This is a genomic window from Leptolyngbya sp. NK1-12 (assembly GCF_032598965.1).
GTDB lineage: Bacteria > Cyanobacteriota > Cyanobacteriia > Elainellales > Elainellaceae > Elainella.
In genome coordinates, this window is record NZ_CP053586.1 from 5,473,994 (window position 1) to 5,493,624 (window position 19,631).

A 19,631-nucleotide genomic window follows, 5' to 3' on the forward strand; every position below is an offset into this window, starting at 1 on the left:
GTGATCAAAAAATCGACGCTTAAGGCAAAATCAGAAGTGCAAATCGGCAAACATTGGTAGATTGTCGAGTAAGCGATTACAGCAAAGTAGAGGCAATTTTCAACAACGCAACTTCAATAAAATGTGGTGATCTAGTGTCGAAGCGACAGTAGAGAAATGGCCGTATAGGGTTATAACGTTCCACAGCGATTGCAGTCAGGTAACTAGATTAAATATCAACAGGAATGTTAAGAAAACCAACAGCAATGCTTGTAGGACTGAACTTTAAGCATAACTAAATCTCTTCGAGGCGAGGTAAGAAGAAATTTGAAGCGGTAAAAATTAGCAGCTGATTTAAGGTCAGCTTAACAAGTGCAACTCACTCCTGGCAATTAAAGAAGCGTGGAGAAAAGCAGAGAAAATCTATCGCTAGATGTACGAAATGCAACTGTATTGATTAAGCTAAATTGATTGAGCGGATTTTTCTTCCCCCACTTGGATGATCTAATTGGCAGGGTAGGTCTGTGGGTTGTTTGTGTTTGTTTGCAGCATCGCTCACCCGTTGCTGAAGCACGGGCTAATCCAGCCAGTCCACTCACATGCTTGCGTTCCGGCTCGTGGACTAAATTCCTTGTCTGCTACTCTGTGGGAAGGCATAGCCCTAGAGCAGACTTCCCCGACTAGCCCGCCGTTGACCTGCGAGTGGGAAATGACGAAGCCAAATGATTTGGATTGACACAAAATTCTGTACAGACTCGGCTTGCACTCGTTTAGGAAGGGCCTTGTGTATCCAGCGTTCCATCATGATGATTCAGCCAGCTTTACCCCAGCTTCTGACTCCTGGCTTCTGACTTCTGGCTCCTCCAGCTGCAGCTAGAGCAAATGGTATCAATCTGTACTATTCACTTTAAACTTCATGATTAGATGTAAATTGAGTCATTGTCGTTAGGAGTGGAATGGCGTGAATGCAGCAGAACAGGCGATTGGGGTGACTGTGGCTACCAAAATTGCCGCCGTTGTCAACCTGTTTAAGTCGCACTTTCCCGATGCAAAAGCTGATTTGCGGCCTTGGGCCAACGATCCAGATACTCGTCAACTGATTGACCCAGACTCGATCGACATTGGCTTTCATCTACCAGGCTGGAGCCGTTCGGCCCAAAGTCGCAGTATTTTGGTGCAGATTCGGTTTTATCAAGATCCGCTGCTGGGTTCGCGGCGGGCGATCGGGATTGAGGCGGCTGGATTTACCCACCTGGGTGAGCAATGGCGACTGTCCACTGTGGAGGACTGGCAGTTCATCGGTAAGACCGAGCCTAGTAGCGAAGTCAAAGAAAAGCTGAAACAGTTCTGCCGTCAGGTGTTTGAGCTATTTAATACAACCGAAGCAGCCTAGCGCCGATTTATAGCAACCATGCACAAGTAGCAGGCTCAATATAGACAGCAGCAGAACTGTCCCCAGAGGGGTGAGATTGGTAAAGATGCCGCTTATCTTTACTTTAAAGTACTTTAAAGATGCTCAGTTTGTAGCTGAGATCGCTGCTTTAGTCGTTGCTATGCTTGTGATTCGTTCCTTGACTTCTGCTTTGCTCACACACAATCAGTCCTCCTCAATTGATTCCCGCCCTTCGCCCTGGATGACGCCGCTGGCTTATGCTTTAGGCTCCTGGGTTGTGCTTCCGTCCTACTTTCGCATTCATGTTACCGGGCAGGAGAATGTACCCCGCGATGGCGCGGTGATTTTGGCTCCCACCCATCGGTCTCGCTGGGATGCGCTGGTGGTGCCCTATGCAGCCGGTCGGTTTGCCACAGGCCGCGATATTCGCTTTATGGTGACGGCTGATGAGGTAAAGGGGCTGCAAGGATGGCTGATTCGGCACTTGGGTGGGTTTCCAGTCAATCCCCGCCAACCGGCCATTGCTAGTCTGCGCCATGGCTTAGAAATTTTGCAAAATCGGGAGATGCTGGTGATTTTTCCGGAGGGGGGCATCTTCCGCGACAAACAGGTCCATCCGCTCAAGCCCGGTTTAGCCCGCCTAGCTCTGCAAGCCGAGGCCAGCCAGCCCGACCTGACGGTACAGGTTGTCCCGGTTTATCTCGATTACAGCCAAGCGTTTCCGACTTGGGGGTGCAAGGTAAACGTGCGGATCGGCAAACCGTTGCAGGTGGCTGACTATACCCAAGGCAAGCCCAAGTCAGAAGCCCAGCGGTTGACGGCGGACCTAACCACGGCCCTGAAGCGTTTAGCTGGAACTGAAACTGAGGTGATGGAGACGGTCAATGGTGCGGGCGAATCAATGCCCGTCTGCCTCCAGCATGGGCAAATGCACGGTTAAGATTGTCCAGCCATCACGGCTCTCGGCTTCAATCGAGCCATGTAGCGTTTCTACGAGTTTTTTGATCAAGGCGAGACCCAACCCGGTGCCGCCCTGCTGCCACGGATCGCTCTTGGGAATCCGGTAAAACTTCTCGAACATACGGGGAATTTCCGTAGCTGGGATATCGGCCTCGTTGCGAATCACAAAGGTGGTGACTGCGACCGGCTGAGTCATGTTTGTTAAATGCAATTTCAATTGGTTGGGGTTGGCAGCGGCGGTATGCTGAACTGTGAGGGCAATCGAGCCATCCGGGGAGGTGTACTTACAGGCGTTGTTGAGCAGTTCGGCCAGAATGCGCTCTAGGCTCTTGCGGTCGGTGATGATTTCAGGTGTGTCGGATGGCAGATCTATCTGGAGATGCTGCTGACGGCTTTGGGCACGGGATAGAAAGGGAGCCATGATGCTGGGCAGCCACTCTTGCAGCAGAATTGGTTCCGGCGAGACGCGGTAGGAATCGTTTTCCAGGCGCTGCAAATCGAGCAGGTCGTTGATTAGCTCGGTTTCGCGGCTACACTCGGCTTCGAGGATTTGCAGATAGCGCTGCTGCCGTTCCGGGTTAGGCGCAGTTCGCAGCATGTGGATCGCCATTTTGATGTTCGATAACGGCGTCCGCAGTTCGTGGGAGACCGTACTCAAAAAGTCGTCCTTGAGCTGATTCAGCCGCTCCAGGGTTTTTACTTCTTCCTGCACTTTGGCATAGAGGTTGGCTTGACGAATCGCAATTGAGCACTGGTTGGCTACCTGTTTGACCAAACGAATGTCCTGTTCGCTGAAGGCATGATCCTTGTGGTGCAGTACCCACAGATCGCCAATCACTCCTTGGTCGTCTAGAATCGGACAGGCTAGAGCGGCCACCATGCCTCGTTCTGGATTAGGAATCAACGAGCAAAACTGAAAGCATTCACCGCGCAGAAGCTGGCTATAGAGTTCCTGCGTGGTCGAGAACTTGGCAACCCGGCCCTGATAAGGTGACAAAAAGCTGGTGTATTCGTAGCAAGTGGTAGAAGTGCCCTGCTCCAAGTCATAAAGCGACGCATTACAGGCCCGTACCCCCATCACAATTGCCAGTTCTCGAATCGCAGCTTGCAGAATCAAATCCACGTCCAAACTGTCGCGCACCCGGTCGGTGATGCGCTTTAGGGTCGCTTCAAACTCGTAGGCTTGCTGGAGCTGGGCGGTTCGAGCCTGAACTTCGCTTTCCAAATGGTCGTTCAGGCGCTGAATTTCGTGATGCAGCTCCGAATGGTGAATCGCAATGGCCAGCCGAGTCGTCAATTGCTCCAGCAGATCAATTTCATCGGGCTGCCAGTTGCGGGGATGGCTACACTGATGCACGGCCAGCACACCCCACAGTTCCTGATTGCGCAGGATGGGAATGGCTAGCCGCGCTTGGGCTTGGAGAAGGTCTTGCCAGGAGAATTCGTGGACAGGCTCCAGCTGAGCCACCACTTCATTTAAGCCCTGCTGGTATAGCTTCAGCCGTGACCCACTCCAGAGACTAGATAAGCTTTTTCCCAGACAGGACTGGTAGGACGGCTCAACCGATTCCGCCACGGCCAAACTTTCGCCCTTGTGATAGCGCTCAATCAAAACGCGGTCGGCCTGCAAAAACCGGCGAATCTCGGTGACAGCCAGATTCAGAATATAAGAGAGATCGGATGCCTGAAAAATCTGTAGCGCAATTTTGTTGATTAGCTGCTCTTGTTCTAGTTGCTGAAGTAATCCTTTCTCGGTCAGCTCCCGGCCTGCGGTGAAGCTTGGCGCAAATCCAGCTGCGTATGTATTGTCCGGCGTCTGAGGTTGGCAGCGTGAAGGGGCAATTTCACGTCGTTTAAAGCCGAGAACCTTTTCCTGATCGGGGGAATTCATTGTTTAGGTCTGATGTGAAGGGATGGGGTCAACAACTGATGGCAGCAAAAGCAGAAAGAAGTGACCTTTACCACACAAACGATGCTGGGATGCAGGGGCTGAATTGGGAGACATCCGCTTGCTGCACAAATCGCAACAGGGGTTCGGTATCTTGAGCCGCCAAAATCGGTCAGCAGTACCAATCTGAAAGCGACCTGTACGAATCACAGGATCTTGCTAACCAGAGCGGTCTAGAGACCAAGCTTCCGTTAGACTACCGAACTCTTGACAACGTCAACAACCTGAGAAATACGGGCATCCAAATAGAGTTCAGGTAAAGCGGAAGCAAAACTCCGCACAATTACAGACTTGGTGACTTGGATGCGTCGCCTTTAGGGAAACATACTGAGCAATCTAGCGGCTCAGACTGGTTTTGTCAGTGCGGCTCGTCACAGATGCTCTGAACCAGCAGAGGTAACTGCCAGCGGTAAATTCACCCGTTCTCCTGGAGTGGGAGCAATTAGTTTAGTCGGAAGCTGATGCTGAGTCAACTGCTGTTGCAGTTCGGTCGGGCTGCCTTGGGCGCGTAACACCTTTGTCAGTAAGCCAGAAAAGGTGATATCCCCTCCAGCAGCGGTAGGTAAAAGCACCTGCGGTTGCAGCCATTGGGCCACCTCTAGGGCACTGCGACAGCCTTTGATAATTGCCCCCAGCAAAGGAATCTCCAGATCCACCACCGGCGCAATCACCACATCCACCGGCGCAAAGGCTTTTAAGCTGGGCGAATGATGGCCGTGTGGTTCGTAATAGAGCTGCGTTCCAGCCGCATCCTTCAGCAGATAGCCATTTTCTGTCAGCATTGGTCCAATCGGGGAACCGGGCACTGCTCGAATCGTGAGCTGGCCCATCTGCTGGCCTATCTGATAGGTTTCTCCATGCGCTAGCGCCGTCACCTGCTGGTAGCCCAATCCCTGTACGACCTTTGCAGCGTTAGGAGAGGCCACCACCGGAATGGTTCGGTCCAACTGCCTCAGCGTTGCTGGATGGGCGTGGTCTTCCAACCCCTGCGACAGCAAAATCAGATCGACCGGCTCTGGAATTGCTACGGACCGGGTGTGCTCTCCCCGAAACAACCAGGACAGATTGCCAAACTCCAGCGGGCCAACTAGCCACGGATCGAGCAGAATCCGCAGTCCGCCCATTTCAATCAACCAGGAATTGCTGTTTAACCAGGTCAGGTGCATGGCTGTCGGGAACTTATAATGAAGGATGAGATTATTGTAACGGAATGTTACTAAAAGATTAAAACGATTGAACGCGCCTAGCTTCGGTTCCGGTGGGATGCAGCAATTGCCAGAACTTGAGGTACTGTAATAAAACATTTAGGACTTACGCGCTTGAAAGCGGAAACTCGATCCCCCCTATCCCCCCTTAAAAAGGGGGGAACCTCAGAAGCCCCCTTTTTAAGGGGGCTGGGGAATCTCTTTTGCGTAAGTCCTAACATTAATAGAACATCAATTGGCATTTAGGCATCTATGGACGTTCGTTCGGCACTAGAGGCAGAAAATATTCGCTTTGTGCGGGTGCTCTGGTGCGATAATGCCAATGTGATTCGGGCGAAAGCCTTCCATTTGGATTTTTTAGTCGAGCATCAAACCCAGGGCATCGGTATTTCGGTCGCGCAGCAGGCGATTCCGGTGATGTACGATGCTGTCGCTGCTGGAAGCGGTCTCGGCCCGGTGGGAGAGGCGTGGCTGGTGCCCGATTGGGCGACGCTGAATCCGCTGCCCTATGCCCCCGGTCATGCGCGAGTGCTGGGGGATATGGTCAAAGATGGTCAACCTTGGTCGCTCTGTCCCCGGAGTTGCTTGAAGCGAATGTTGGCCCAAGCCGCAGCCGAGAATCTGCAAATCAAAGCTGCCTTTGAGAACGAGTTTTACCTACTGCGATTAACCGAAACCGGCCTCCAGCCCGCCGATGAGACGGTGTTTGCTTCCACCCTCGGCATGGACCTGAACTGGGCTGTGATCAACGACATTACCGACGCGCTGCTGCAACAAGGGATTCCGGTGGAGCGCTACTATCCCGAATCTGGCCCCGGACAGCACGAGATTGCGATTCGCTACAGTGAGGCGCTGCAAGCTGCCGACCGTCAGATTGCGTTCCGCGAAACGGTGCGGGGTGTGGCGCTGCGGCATCAGCTGCGGGCTTCGTTTCTGCCCAAACTGTTTGCCGACAAGGCTGGCAATGGCTGTCATTTGCACCTCAGCCTCTGGCGCAATGGCGAGAACCTTTTGCCCACGGCTGCCGGAGACCTATCGCCGCTGGCTCGTTCGTTTGTGGCCGGCATTTTGCACCACTTACCGGCGCTCATGGCGGTCACGACGCCGAGTCCCAATTCCTACCGTCGCTTGCAGCCGCACTTTTGGAGCGGAGCCTTTCGCTGTTGGGGCATCGACAACCGAGAAGCAGCCCTGCGGGTGCCCACCAATCCCCAGCCGCCCAGCCCCACCCACATCGAGCTAAAAACCATCGATGCCTCTGCCAACCCCTACCTGGCGCTGAGTGCCGTAATTGCAGCTGGATTAGATGGAATTCGCCACCAACTCGATCCCGGCGATCCGGTTGCCATCGATCCGGGAAATCTGCCAGACTCAGAACGACAGCAGCGGCGTATCGATCGGTTGCCGGTCAATCTCGGAGAAGCGATCGAACACCTGAAGCAGGATGCGGTTCTACTCACCGCGTTCCAACCTGAGCTAGCTCAAGCTTTCCTCGCTGTTCGTCAAGCCGAGTGGACCGCGATGCAAGGGATGACGCTAGACGCAGAAGTGCAATTGCTGCTAGAACGCTACTGAACCATAATCAAAACCACCATTTCTTCACTCTTATAAAAAACTTTCTTATAGAAGCTTGAAGAGGGGGTGACGCCCCCCAATACTGTAATGTCATAATGTGTTATGTAGATGCACCCTGATGGTTGGGAGAGTTTGCAAATGGCTCTCCCTTTTTTCATGGGAGATTGGACTGAAACGCTAGACTTAAAAAGGCAATCCGCCCCCATCGGATTCACCTGTTTTACAGCAATCTGCCTAGCCACCCCAATGTTTCCCGAAGTTTCTGACCGTTCCGCTGCCAATCCGCTGCTGTCGCTTACTTACGAACCGGCTTTCCAGAATCTGGGCGAAGACTATTACGATATCGTCACGGCGGCTGAATTTCCGCGCCAAATTTTGCGGTTTCGCAATGACCAGATCTTGCCGCTGCTGGGACTCGACCCTCAGTCTGTGAGCGATGCCGACTTTATTGAAGCGTTTGGCCTGTTTCGCGACCGGCAGCCCCTGCTTGCCATCCGCTATCACGGCTATCAGTTTGGCGAATATAACCCCTACTTGGGCGACGGGCGTGGCTTCCTTTACGGGCAGGTGCGCGGCAGCGATGGCGAACTCTATGACTTTGGCACCAAAGGATCGGGCCGGACTCCCTACTCGCGAAACGCGGACGGGCGACTCACCCTCAAAGGCGGCGTGCGGGAGGTGCTGGCGGCAGAAATGCTGCATCGGTTGGGCGTGCGGACATCGCGCTGCTTTAGCTTAATCGAAACCGGCGAACAGCTCTGGCGGGGCGATGAACCGTCTCCAACTCGTTCGTCTGTGATGGTGCGCTTTTCCCGTTCCCACATTCGCTTTGGCACCTTTGAGCGGCTGCATTATTTGGGCCGCCAGGATTTGATCCAGAAACTGCTGGATCACGTGATTCAGATCTACTATCCCTATCTCTGGCAGCAGGAGGATGCCTATCTGCGCTTCTATACCGAACTGGTGCAGCGAGTGGCCGACCTGACGGCGCAATGGATGGCGGTGGGCTTTTGTCACGCCGTCCTAAATACCGACAATATGTCGATTACCGGCGAAAGCTTTGACTATGGCCCCTATGCCTTTATGAATGAATTCGACCCCCAGTTCACGGCTGCCTACTTCGACTACTCTGGCCGCTACTGCTACGCCAACCAACCCGCCGCCTGCCTCTGGAATCTGCAAATGCTGCAAGTGCCCCTAAAGACCGTAATCGATCCGTTCGCGATGGAGCAGTCCCTGACCCAGTTTGACGCCCACTATCACACGATCTACCGCCAGTGGATGCTGCGCAAGTTGGGCTTTGAGCTAGGAATCGATCAAGTTTCAGAAGAGGTAGGCGATGAGTTGCTGAAACGGACTCTCCAGCTTCTCTGGCAAAGCAAAATTGGCTATCACGAGTTTTTTGCCACCCTGCGGCAACAGTTTGACCGCTCATGGCGCGAGGATGCCACTCAGATTTTGGCCCAAGCCGATTTTCCTACCCTTAAAGCGGACGCCGTGATGCCTCAGTTTGAATCGTGGCGGCAGTTTTATTATCAGGTGCTCAACAGCTTACCGGAATCGGAACTGGATACAATCGCGCGACGCCTGCGGCAACATAATCCGCTGACGGTGATCATTCGACCCGAAATTGAAGCGATTTGGGAACCGATTGCTCAGGATGATAATTGGACGCCTTTTTACGATTTGCTGAAGCGAATTTGGGATGCGGTGGAGGATGAGAAGAGTGATTGAGTTGGAGATAGGCAGTTAAAACCGCAGCTACACGAGCAATGTATGCCTTCGTACACCAAACAGCCACTTGATCATGAAGGTATCCGTGACTGCACACATTACTTGTGTAGCTACCTTAGCAAAGTCTGTCTATAGGGTTTATTCAATCGCCAGATATTCTTTGTGGAAGGTAGTTCAAATGTAGGAATTAATGTTTTCTGTGAATGATGGATAGGGTGATTGCGAATATGGTTGGCAACTGAATCTAAATTGCGATGACTGACGGTAAAGGCTCCATCGGCTGCTTGCCATTTGAAAAATTGGCTCGGTTTGAGTTTGTGTGCCATGAGGTGAGAAGAACTACCTTTAACCTGCTTCATCAAGTTAGAAATCATTAGTGTTGGTGGAAATCCTATCAATAGACGAACATGAACTGAAAAGGAACCAAGAAAAATTCTGCCTCCTGCTATTCAACTGCTATTCAAATTGCTATCCCCCCATAACGCTTTGACTGCTACAACTTGCGACCTGGCTCTATTGGGTAGGAGCGCTTCGCGGTATCCAAACGGCGTTTGCGCTGATACTCTAGCCAATCGTGGGCCAGCGTGTAGAAGCAAGGGATGATTAGCAATGTTAGGAGCGTGGCAAAAGCCAGTCCGGAGAATACAACCACACCCAACGGCTGCAAAAACTCGGAGCCTTCACCAATTCCCAGCGCTAGAGGAAACATCCCCAAAACCGTCGTAATCGTCGTCATCAAAATCGGCTGGAGGCGTTCTGGGGCAGCCCGACGAATGGCAGTGTGGCGATCCACCTGTTCCTGCTGATGAATCTGATTCGCTAGCTCCACCATAATGATGGCGTTATTTACCACAATTCCTACTAACAGCACTGCTCCCACCAGCACCGTGGCTCCCACCGCCGTTTGGGTGACAAACAACCCAAAGATACCTCCAGCCAAGGCCAACGGCACGGTTAGCATAATCACCAGCGGGTCGATTAGCGAGTTGTACTGCACAGCCATTACCACAAACACCAGAAAGGCCGCCAACCCACCCAGCGTCACCAGCGAGGCTTGAATCTGGCGATTGGTCTCGGCACTGGCACTCGGCAGCAGCGATATGCCCTCTGGCAAACGGAGTTGGCTAACAATAGCCCGCATTTCCGCTAGCGCCGCACCCAAACTGGCTCCTTCATTGAGGCTGCCGGCAATCAGAGCCACGGGCCGTTGGTTAATACGCTGAATTTGGCCGGGAGCCTGATCGAGTTCAATGCGAGCCACATCGCCTAAGCGGATCAGTTGGGCATTGGCGGTAAACAGCGGAATTTGGCGAAGCTGGTCTGGGGTTTGAATTGCGGTGTTGCGAAGCTGGACGCGAATATCTACCAGCCGCTGATCGCGCTGGAGTTGGGTGGGAACCGAGCCTTCAATCGCTGTTTGAATCGTTTCACCCACGTCACGAGCGGTTAAGCCGAGTGCGGCCAAACGTTCCCAGTCGGGGCGGATTTGCACTTCTGGCTGTAGCGGATCGCCATCGGGGCGGTAACGGGCCAGAGTGGCTTGTTCATCTAGCGCTGCCAATACTTGAGCGCTGGCCTGTCGGAGGGCAGCGGCATTTTGCCCCTGAAACACTAGATCAATTTCACCGCCGCGCACCGGAGAATTAGTGAGGATCAATCCCCGTACCGACTCAGGCACTAGCCGCAGGCGCGTGTCCACTAGATTGAGCTGGTTCAGCATCCGGTTCATGCGTTCGGTAAAGGCAGCCACATCGCTGCCTGGTTTGAGGCTGATTGTACTGGAACCCCGCAGCGGGTTGGCAATGGTCGTGGTCCCAAACAGAAATCCGCCCGCCGAGGAGAAAACATAATCGGTTTCGGGCTGTTGCTGCATCAGTTCATCTACTGCCTGAATGACCTGGCGATTATCAACCAATGCAGTGCCGGGAGGAAATTGGGCAAACAAACGCGCCTGCCCCGTATTGATGCGAGGCAAGATCTCCTGGGCTAACTGTCCGCCCATCCACCAACTGCTGCCAACCAGCACCAGCACCGTCAGTCCAATTACCCAGAGGCGATGCTGCAACACCCAACCGAGACAGCGGCCATAGCTGAGAGTAGCAGCCTGCATCCGTTGCCGAAATTGTCGCAGTGGCCACCATTCACCAATTCGGCTCGAGCGAGGAATTGTCAGCAGGCGTGAAGTCAGCATGGGCACCACCGTCAGGGCCACTAGCAGCGACGCCGCTACCGCAAAGCTAATTGTTAGAATCAACTGATTAAACAGCAGCGCAAAGAAGCCACCTACCAGCAGAAAGGGAACGACAGCGGCGATATTGGTAACAGTAGAAGCGAGCAGAGCAGATTCGAGCTGTTGGCTGGCTTGGGTAGATTGCTCGATGATGGTGTCGGGGGTAGGGGAGATGGAGGAGGTAGGGGAGACAGGAGTGACGCGGTTGACGATGCTTTCTAGCATGACAATCGAGTTATCTACCACAATGCCAACGCCGAGAGAGAGGCCGCCTAAGCTAAACACGTTCAGCGAGAGGCCGAATAGACCCATCAGTAAAATCGCGACTAGGCTGGCTAGGGGAATCGCCAGAACAATAATCAGGGTTTGCCGTAAAGAACCGAGAAAGAACAGAACTGAAATCGCAGCTAGTAAGGCTCCGACTAATCCGGCTGATGCAACATTGGCGATGGAGTTGCGAATAAAGCGGGACTCGTCCAGGGTGGTAGTCAGGGATAAATCGCTGGGAAGGCTGCCGCTGGCTTGTAGGGATTGCAGCTTTTGCTTGACGCCATCGACAACGGTAATCGTGTTGGCATCCGGCTGCTTCTGAATACTGACCTTTACGGCAGGCTGACCGTTGAGGTTGACAAAAATTCGCTGTTCTTCCGTGCCGTCAACGACCGTGGCGAAATCTCGCAAATAGACGCGGCGGATGATCGGATTCGGATTGGTAGTTGCCTCGGCTTGAGGCGAGCGGACCGCAAAGGACAGATTGCTCAGTTCCGCAGCAGAGCGAAACCGGCCTACAGTGCGGGTTAGGGGTTCGTCAGGAGTACCGTCTAAACGGCCGCCAGAGATATCTTGGTTGCGGTTATTCAGCGTGTCTAGGACATCGTTTAGACCCACGCCTAATGCCTGTAAGCGGTTGAGGTCGAGGTTGACCTGAATCTCTTCCTGCACGCCTCCCGATACATCAATGCTGGCCACACCAGGAATGGTGGTTAGCTCGCGAGCGAGTTCCTCATCGGCAAACACGCGCAAATCGACAGGCTGGCGGTTGGCCGAGGTGAGGGCAAATTCATAGACGGGCTGCTGCGATGGGTCGAACCGAAACAAGCGGGGCTGCTCTAGGCCGTCGGGCAACTGGTTGCGCACCCGATTCACCGAAGCAGTGGCGTCATTTAAAGCGCGGTCTAGATTGCCTCCGGGCCGAAAGTAGAGATCGAGGCTGACCTGTCCTTCGCGAGTTTGGGAGTACACCTGCTCGACCCCATCGGTCGCAGCCAAGGCTTGCTCTAGCGGACGGGTAATCTCATCCACAGCCACCTCTGGCGAGATCCCTGGAGCTTCGAGCCGCACTCCAATCCGAGGATAGGTAATCGACGGCAGTAAATCTACCGGCAGTCTGACCAGAAAGAAGCAGCCCAAGACAATCACAGCCAAGGTTAGCATCAGGGTGGCAATATGCTGGCGGATGGCAATCGTACTGAGACTCAGTTTAGTGGGTAGTTGGGTTGGCAGATTGGTTGGCGCTGGTGCTCGTCCGTTGGTCATGCCGGTTCCTGAACCTGATTGGATTAACCACTTCTGCATTCTATCCTTTGGTATGGTAGGTGATTGGTGGGAGTGATGGGAGTGACGCGGCTCGTGAGCCTCGCCGAACGAGGGGAGATGCGACTCGTGAGCCTCGCCGAACGAGGGGAGATGGGATAAAACGGATAGAGGAGTGGAGAATGACTGTGAATGGGTCAGAATCGGATTTTGGGTCGGTAAAGCCGGGAGAAACTGAATTGGGGGCTAGTTTAGAGCCTGATGCAGAGCTATCGGAGTTGGCGCAACGGGGCTGGCAGAGGTTGGCGCAGATCAATGCAGAGGCGGGAGCTGAGGTGTTGGAACAGATGCAGGCAATCGCTCCCGATCTGGGCCGCTATATTCTAGAATTTGCGTTTGGCGAAATCTATTCGCGACCTGGTTTAGATGCAAAAACGCGACAGCTCGTCACGATCACGGCTCTGACCACGCTGGGCAATGCCCAACCGCAGCTCAAAGCCCATATCCACGGGGCGCTGAACCTGGGCTGTACGCGGACCGAGGTGGTGGAAGTGATTCTGCAACTAGTGGTGTATGCAGGGTTTCCAGCGGCTTTGAATGCAATGCTGATAGCAAAGCAAGTGTTTGCAGAACGTGATGAAGAAGGATTGAGTTAATCAAAAATTACTCGACTCGTTGCAAGGGAGTAATTTTAGGGTCAATAATTTTCCGTCCCAAGCTGGGAAACTTAATCGCCAGACAGATCTTGTTGCCAGCACCAAAAATATGTGTCACTTCGCCGGTTCCAAAGGCTCGGTGAATCACCCGGTCGCCCACACTCCAGTCATCGGCATGGGTATTGGGCAGGCTAGAGGTTTGTTTAGCTTCGCGGATCGATTGAGTCATACGTTTGGGAATGGCTGATGCCGTGTTGCTCAACAGCAGATCGGCGGGCAACTCAGATAGGAACAACGACGGGCTAGCCGGTTCCCGATTGCCGTACAGCCGCCGCTCACGGGCATAGCTGATAAACAGCCGCTCTTTAGCGCGAGTAATACCCACATAGCAAAGGCGGCGTTCTTCTTCGAGCGATTTAGGGTCTTCCAGCGAGCGGTAGTTGGGGAACAAGCCCTGCTCTAGCCCCACCAAAAACACCACCGGAAACTCCAGTCCCTTCGAGGAGTGCAGCGTCATCAGCGAGACCTTAGCCTGCTGTGCTTCTTGCAGGTTGTCCAAATCAGAGGCCAAAGAAGCATTGGCTAAAAATAGTGGTAAATTCGCCTCTTCGTTGTCTTCCTCAAACTGGAGAACTGCGTTGTAGAGTTCCTGCACGTTCTGCAACCGATCCAGGGCTTCGTCAGTGCCCTGTTGCTTCAGATCTTTCACATATCCCGAATCTTCCAAAATTCCCTGCACGATGCGTGAGGCTGAATATTCACTTACCTTTTCCTGCCAGTGTTGCAGCGTTTGAGTAAAGGCAATCACCGGTTTGGCTGAGCGTCCGGCCACAGTTTGGACTAGCGTTTCATCGCTGAGGGCCTGCCAGAGCGAGGTACCCAACTGCGAGGCCGCGGCTTCTAGCCGATCTACGGTGGCTTTACCGATACCGCGTCGGGGTGTATTGATAATCCGCTTCAGGCTGATTGTGTCATCTGGATTCGCCAGTACCCGCAGGTAGGCCAGCACATCCTTCACTTCTTTGCGGTCATAGAAGCGGAGGCCGCCCACTACTGTGTAGGGGATGCCATACTGCACCAGCACTTCTTCAAAGGCGCGGGATTGGGCATTGGTGCGGTAGAGAATCGCAAAATTGCCCCAGTTCAAATCGGGGTTGGTCAGCTCCATTTGCCGCAGTTGATTCACCACGAAATTCGCTTCTGCGGTTTCGTCTTCGGCCCGATAGCAGTAGATCGATTCTCCCGATCCGCGGGTTGGACGCAAGATCTTATCAATCCGTTCCGTGTTGTTTTCGATCAGTTCGTTGGCGGCCTGCAGAATGTTTTCAGTGGAGCGGTAGTTCTCTTCTAGCTTCACCATTGTGCGGGTATCGTCATCCGGCAGACCGTCGCCAAAGTCCTGCTGAAAGTTCATGAGGATGGTGAAATCTGCTGCTCGGAACGAGTAAATTGACTGATCCGCATCGCCTACTACAAAAATCGAGCGGTAATTCCAATCATTGAACTGGTGCGTATCCACACCGTTCGTTACCAATAGCCGAATTAAATCATATTGCGTTCGATTTGTGTCCTGGTATTCATCTACCAGAATATGACGAAAGCGTCGATGCCAATAATCTAACACCTGTTGATTTTGCCGAAACAGTTGCACCGGCACCAGAATCAGATCATCAAAATCCAGCGCGTTATTATTCGCCAATGCCTCTTGATAACGGGCATAGATATCGCCAATCACCCGTCCGCGATAGTTGGGCTGTTCTTGCTCAAAGGCTTGCGGCGACAGGCCCTGATTTTTGGCATTGCTGATCGCATAGCGCACCGAGCGCGGCTCAAATTTTTTGTCGTCCAGGTTAGCGCTGATCACCAACTCCTTGATCAAACTCTGGGCATCTGACTCATCCAAAATCGAAAAGTTGCGATTCCAGCGTCGCCCGTTGATGCCCTGATACTTCTCGATATCAAACCGCAAAATCCGCGAACAGAGGGCATGAAACGTGCCGATCCAAAGGTTTTTGGTAATCTGCTTATACACCTGCGACTTCAGGCGCGTCTGCTCCGCCGGATACAGCGCTTCCAACGGTTTACCATACTGCGCCACCGCCTCCTGCTCGGCAAACAACCGCTCAATCCGCTCCTTCATTTCCCGCGCTGCCTTGTTGGTAAATGTCACCGCCAAGATATTTTCCGGATCGACGCGATGGGTCAGCACCAGATTAGCAATCCGATAGGTAAGGGCGCGTGTCTTCCCCGATCCGGCCCCCGCCACAACCAGCAGCGGTCCACAATAATGCTCAACCGCACGGCGTTGGGAGGGATTGAGGTGACTGAGGAAGTCGATTGTTTGAGGCATAGGGGAGTGGGGGGTGGGGAGTTGGGGGTAGGGGGTGGGGGGTAGGGGGTGAAGGGGGGTGTTTTGGGTAGGATTTTCTGTTTAAATTGCTGGTGGGTGGGTCAAGCCTGCACATCAAGTTGAGTTCAAAATCTCAATGCATTTTAGTGCATTTGAGTACTTAACCTGCAATTGATTCGTCATACCAATCCCACTCCCCACCCCCTACCCTCCACCCCCTACCCTCCACTCCCCACTCCCCACTCCCCTCCACCCCCTACTCCCTACCTCACGCTCACCCTCAACCCCTCAGGCCGCCCTAAATCGCCGGTAAGCTGGACGCTGCGCTGATTGGCATCGAGGTGGCGCACAATTTTGTAGATGGCCTCGACTTGGTCGGTGGCTCCGGCTTTGGAAGCCAGATCGGCGAGGGAAATTGGGGCATTGGCTTCTTGCAGGACTTTCACCACCTGCTTTTGCAGATCCAGAATAGCGGCGGCAGCTTTTTTGCCGGCTTCCACACCGGGCTGGTGGTAGGCGTTGATGTTGATCAAGGAGGCGTAGATTGTGACCGTGCGTTCGTAGAGGGCGATCAGGGCACCCACTGTGCGGGCATCAACTCTGGGAATCGTGACGGTGATCGAATCGCGCTGATTTTCAAATAGAGCTTGGCGCGTGCCTTGCAAAAAGCCAGACAGATAATCGCCAGAGGTTGCGCCCGGTTCCACTTCAATCGAACTGCCCTGCCGGTCTTCCAACACTTCGATAAAGGTGACAAAGAAATTGGCGACGCCTTCCCGCAACTGCTGCACATAGGCGTGCTGGTCGGTGGATCCCTTGTTGCCGTAGACGGCGATGCCCTGATGCACCACATTGCCATCTAGGTCGGTTTCCTTGCCCAGCGACTCCATCACCAACTGCTGTAAATAGCGCGAGAACAATAGCAAACTGTCTTTGTAAGGCAGTACCACCAGATCCTTTTCGCCTCTACCGTTGCCCGCATAGTACCAGCTCAGGGCCATCATTGCCGCCGGATTACCTTTGAGTTGGGGCACCCGCGTCGCGGCATCCATTTCCTTGGCACCGGCCAGCATTGCGTCAATGTCGATGCCTTGCAGCGCCGCAGGCAGCAATCCCACAGCCGACATTTCGGAGGTGCGTCCGCCCACCCAATCGTGCATTGGGAAAATATCGATCCAGCCTTCGGTTTTGGCTAACTTTTCAAAATTGCTGCCAATGCCGGTCACAGCTACTGCCTGCTGAGCAAAGTTCAACCCCTGCTGCTCATAGGCGTGCTTCACTTCTAACATGCCATTGCGGGTTTCAGGTGTGCCGCCAGATTTAGTCATCACCACTACTAGGGTCGAGGCGAGGCGGTCCTTCAGTTTGGTCAGTACTCGATCGATGCCAGTTGGATCGGTATTGTCAATAAAGTGGATTTGCATCGGAGCATCCAGCGCTCCTAGAGCTTCAGCCACAAATTGCGGACCCAGCGCCGATCCGCCGATGCCGATCGAGAGGATGTCTGTGAACTTAGCCGCGTTGGGCGGGTGGATCTCACCGCTATGCACCTTTTGGGCGAAGCTGTGGATTTTGTGCAGCGTCGTGACGATATCTTCCTGCAAATCGGGGGTAGGAGCCAAGTCGGGATCGCGCAGCCAGTAGTGGCCTACCATACGGTTTTCATCCGGATTGGCAATTGCCCCCTGCTCGATGGCCACCAAATCTTGAAACGCCTTATCGAACTTGGGCTGAAGGGTAGCAATTAGCTCGTCACTAAACCGCATGCGGCTAATGTCGAGATAGAGACCCAGCCTCTCGTGGTAATACAGCCAATCTTGGTAACGTTGCCAAAGTGTAGCGGCATCCATTGTCTTGACCCTCGTGAATGACTACTCTGTGAATGACTACTCAACAGTGTATCGGACTGAAGCGGATGGGGGCGGAGGGGTGAGGGGTTGGGGGTGAGGGGTTGGGGGTTGGGGGAATGATTAGGGGGTTGGGATGGTGGGTGTTGTGTCATGGCTAGGGGATTGGTTAGAACTTATCGAGATTTAGAGGTGTATCGAACTGCGTTTGCCGCAGCGATGGAGATTTTTGAGGTGACTAAGCAATTTCCGATTGAAGAGCGGTATTCATTGACCAATCAAATGCGACGCTCGTCCCGTTCCGTCTGTGTCAATTTAGGTGAAGCATGGCGCAAGCGTAGATACCAAGCTGCCTTCATCGCCAAACTGAGCGATTGCCAAGCAGAAGCAACCGAAACCCAAGTTTGGTTAGAATTTTCGGTTAAGTGCAGTTACCTTGACACCAACACTGGCAGAAAACTATACAAAACCTATGATCAGATCCTCGGTCAACTCACCACCATGATAAAAACCGCCCCAACCTGGACCACCCAATAACCCCTCACCCCCTACCCCCAACTCCCTACCCCCCACCCCTCACCCTTCACTCAAATCTCCGCCACTGCCCGCTCAATCAACCGTCGCGCCAGGGTTTGCACACCCGTGTGCTCGTAGTACTTGACGTACATATCCATGAATGCGCCTAGATAATCTAATTTATCTTTTGAAATTTCCACAAATTTGGTTAAGTTATTCACGACTTTTTCCGGCGTGAGGTTATGGGCTGCCACAAAGTTATCCATCCAGCCTTTCGTGGATGCAAAACTTTGGCTGATAAAGCCAAGCTGACCCGCCGTATTGCCACCTGGGATCAGATCTTTCACCCCCTTGAAGGTCTGATTGTGCTCCAGGTCAGCGGGGGGCATCTGTTGAATAGTGGACAAGCCCTTGAGGGCAAAATCGGGACCGAGGGGAATCAGGCCATCGAAGCAAACCAGAGCCGCCATCCGCATCAGAGATTCGCCGCTATAGTCGCCTAGGGCTGCCAAAAAGTCGCCAATGCTGTCGCCGGGAATGCCGTTGATTTGGCAAAAGGCTACTAGCTCAACGACTAGTTTGACGCAGAGGTCAATGCTCTGGGCGCGTTCAGGTTTGGGCGTCAGGTTTTTCAGCACTCCCAGAAAGGAAATATCCTGGCCAATGCGGTTGGCTAACGCTGCGGCTCCCAGTGCCCCCGACGCTGAATCGACGGTTTGGTAAAGCCAGAGTGCTTGCTGATAGCCCTGGGATTTGTCGTTAAACAGGGTCACGGCCCGCTCGCCAATTTGCTGAATCAAACCCTCGTCGGTTTCGCCCGTCACCGCCCGAATCGTATTGTCAAAGCCAACCAAATTCTGCCATTGTCCGGGAATGACGAAATCCAGCGATTTCAGCGCCATGACGGTAATGCCACCGGTGGGCAGTCGGTCTACGATTTCATAAATTGGTTTGCTCACAGCCTACTCCTTATACAGACGATTCAACCCGCTGATGCAGCGACGATTTCAATGACATTCAATCAGTCATCTAAAGCTTGTATTGATCTTTTAATTACTAATTCCTAAACAGAGCTACACTTTTGCTCCCCACCTCCCTCGTTCGGCGAGGCTCACGAGCCGCCACCTCCCTCATCTCTCCTGCTCCCAATACAGCAACACCCAAATCTCACCGCAGATTTGCCAATCCCTGTAAATTAAATTTCTGAATCCAAGCCACCCGGTCGTTTTTAGTGAAGGAGGGGTCGCGGGACTGCACTTTCACCTGATAGCGGCCGTTGACCAAAATCGCCGTAATGTTTTGCCCTTGCTCCACTGCCGGATAGCCAGCAATTTTGGTGGCGCTACCCTGAAACTTATCTGCCGCACCCGCCACACCGGTAGTGTCGCTAATCGACAGAACCGCCACATTCTTGCCGCCTCGGTTCACCTTATATTCGGCAAATCCTTTCTTCTCCTGAGCGGGCACAATTTGGTAGCCACTCACCGACCGCGGAAAAAACTGATTGAATTTTGCGCCTTGGGTGGCCTCTTTGGCGACAGCGCCGGGCGCATTGCGTTGAGTTGTTTCCTGCTGAGTCTGCTCATAGCGAGACGGAGCCGGCGGAGCACAGGCGGAAGCAAGCAGCAGGCTGAGCAACAGGGGAGCCACCATTCTGCGCCATCTCAGGGCGTTCATATCTTTAACTCCTGATAACAAACGAAGC

Annotated in this window: 14 protein-coding genes; 6 read left to right on the top strand and 8 right to left on the bottom strand. The window is 53.4% G+C overall.

What is annotated here, in order from left to right:
• Nucleotides 1-940 precede the first annotated feature (940 nt).
• Nucleotides 941-1,372: a hypothetical protein gene (locus HJG54_RS23245; protein WP_035998125.1), complete on the top strand. Its 432-nt coding sequence runs from the start codon at nt 941-943 to the stop codon at nt 1,370-1,372.
• A gap of 85 nt (nt 1,373-1,457) precedes the next feature.
• Nucleotides 1,458-2,312 (top strand): 1-acyl-sn-glycerol-3-phosphate acyltransferase, encoded by an 855-nt coding sequence (locus HJG54_RS23250; protein WP_316431630.1) that lies wholly within the window; start codon nt 1,458-1,460, stop codon nt 2,310-2,312.
• On the opposite strand, the gene HJG54_RS23255 is transcribed toward HJG54_RS23250, so the two are convergent.
• The gene (locus HJG54_RS23255; protein ID WP_316431631.1) at nt 2,271-4,223 is read right to left on the bottom strand and encodes a GAF domain-containing sensor histidine kinase; all 1,953 of its coding nucleotides are present in this window, start codon (nt 4,221-4,223) and stop codon (nt 2,271-2,273) included. The two genes, HJG54_RS23250 and HJG54_RS23255, sit on opposite strands and share 42 nt — an antisense overlap.
• A gap of 428 nt (nt 4,224-4,651) precedes the next feature.
• The gene (locus HJG54_RS23260; RefSeq protein WP_316431632.1) at nt 4,652-5,446 is read right to left on the bottom strand and encodes an MBL fold metallo-hydrolase; all 795 of its coding nucleotides are present in this window, start codon (nt 5,444-5,446) and stop codon (nt 4,652-4,654) included.
• A 291-nt stretch (nt 5,447-5,737) separates the two neighbouring features.
• On the opposite strand from HJG54_RS23260, the gene HJG54_RS23265 reads away from it, so the two are divergent.
• Nucleotides 5,738-7,060 carry a glutamine synthetase family protein gene (locus HJG54_RS23265; protein WP_316431633.1) on the top strand — a complete coding sequence of 441 codons (1,323 nt, stop codon included), beginning with the start codon at nt 5,738-5,740 and terminating at the stop codon, nt 7,058-7,060.
• Between the two features lie 138 nt (nt 7,061-7,198).
• The gene (locus HJG54_RS23270) at nt 7,199-8,794 is read left to right on the top strand and encodes a protein adenylyltransferase SelO family protein (RefSeq protein ID WP_316431634.1); all 1,596 of its coding nucleotides are present in this window, start codon (nt 7,199-7,201) and stop codon (nt 8,792-8,794) included.
• Nucleotides 8,795-8,904: 110 nt separating this feature from the next.
• Here HJG54_RS23270 and HJG54_RS35530 read toward each other — a convergent pair whose 3' ends face one another.
• Nucleotides 8,905-9,192, bottom strand: coding sequence for a transposase (locus HJG54_RS35530; protein ID WP_420717281.1), 288 nt, complete (start codon nt 9,190-9,192; stop codon nt 8,905-8,907).
• 95 nt (nt 9,193-9,287) lie between these two features.
• Nucleotides 9,288-12,599 carry an efflux RND transporter permease subunit gene (locus HJG54_RS23275; RefSeq protein WP_316431635.1) on the bottom strand — a complete coding sequence of 1,104 codons (3,312 nt, stop codon included), beginning with the start codon at nt 12,597-12,599 and terminating at the stop codon, nt 9,288-9,290.
• Between the two features lie 140 nt (nt 12,600-12,739).
• Here HJG54_RS23275 and HJG54_RS23280 point away from each other — a divergent pair, with 140 nt between their 5' ends.
• Nucleotides 12,740-13,213 carry a carboxymuconolactone decarboxylase family protein gene (locus HJG54_RS23280; RefSeq protein WP_316431636.1) on the top strand — a complete coding sequence of 158 codons (474 nt, stop codon included), beginning with the start codon at nt 12,740-12,742 and terminating at the stop codon, nt 13,211-13,213.
• Between the two features lie 7 nt (nt 13,214-13,220).
• On the opposite strand, the gene pcrA is transcribed toward HJG54_RS23280, so the two are convergent.
• Complete coding sequence (gene pcrA / locus HJG54_RS23285; protein ID WP_316431637.1) at nt 13,221-15,563, bottom strand: DNA helicase PcrA; 2,343 nt, start codon at nt 15,561-15,563, stop codon at nt 13,221-13,223.
• A gap of 263 nt (nt 15,564-15,826) precedes the next feature.
• Nucleotides 15,827-17,413 (bottom strand): glucose-6-phosphate isomerase, encoded by a 1,587-nt coding sequence (locus tag HJG54_RS23290; RefSeq protein ID WP_316431638.1) that lies wholly within the window; start codon nt 17,411-17,413, stop codon nt 15,827-15,829.
• Between the two features lie 150 nt (nt 17,414-17,563).
• On the opposite strand from HJG54_RS23290, the gene HJG54_RS23295 reads away from it, so the two are divergent.
• A complete protein-coding gene (locus tag HJG54_RS23295) occupies nt 17,564-17,947 on the top strand; it encodes a four helix bundle protein (RefSeq protein WP_316431639.1) in 384 nt (127 codons plus the stop codon).
• A gap of 50 nt (nt 17,948-17,997) precedes the next feature.
• On the opposite strand, the gene HJG54_RS23300 is transcribed toward HJG54_RS23295, so the two are convergent.
• Entirely contained in the window at nt 17,998-18,885 is an 888-nt protein-coding gene (locus HJG54_RS23300; RefSeq protein ID WP_316431640.1) for a hypothetical protein, read from the bottom strand.
• A gap of 208 nt (nt 18,886-19,093) precedes the next feature.
• Nucleotides 19,094-19,603, bottom strand: a complete 510-nt coding sequence (locus HJG54_RS23305; RefSeq protein WP_316431641.1) for a hypothetical protein — start codon at nt 19,601-19,603, stop codon at nt 19,094-19,096.
• Nucleotides 19,604-19,631 lie beyond the last annotated feature (28 nt).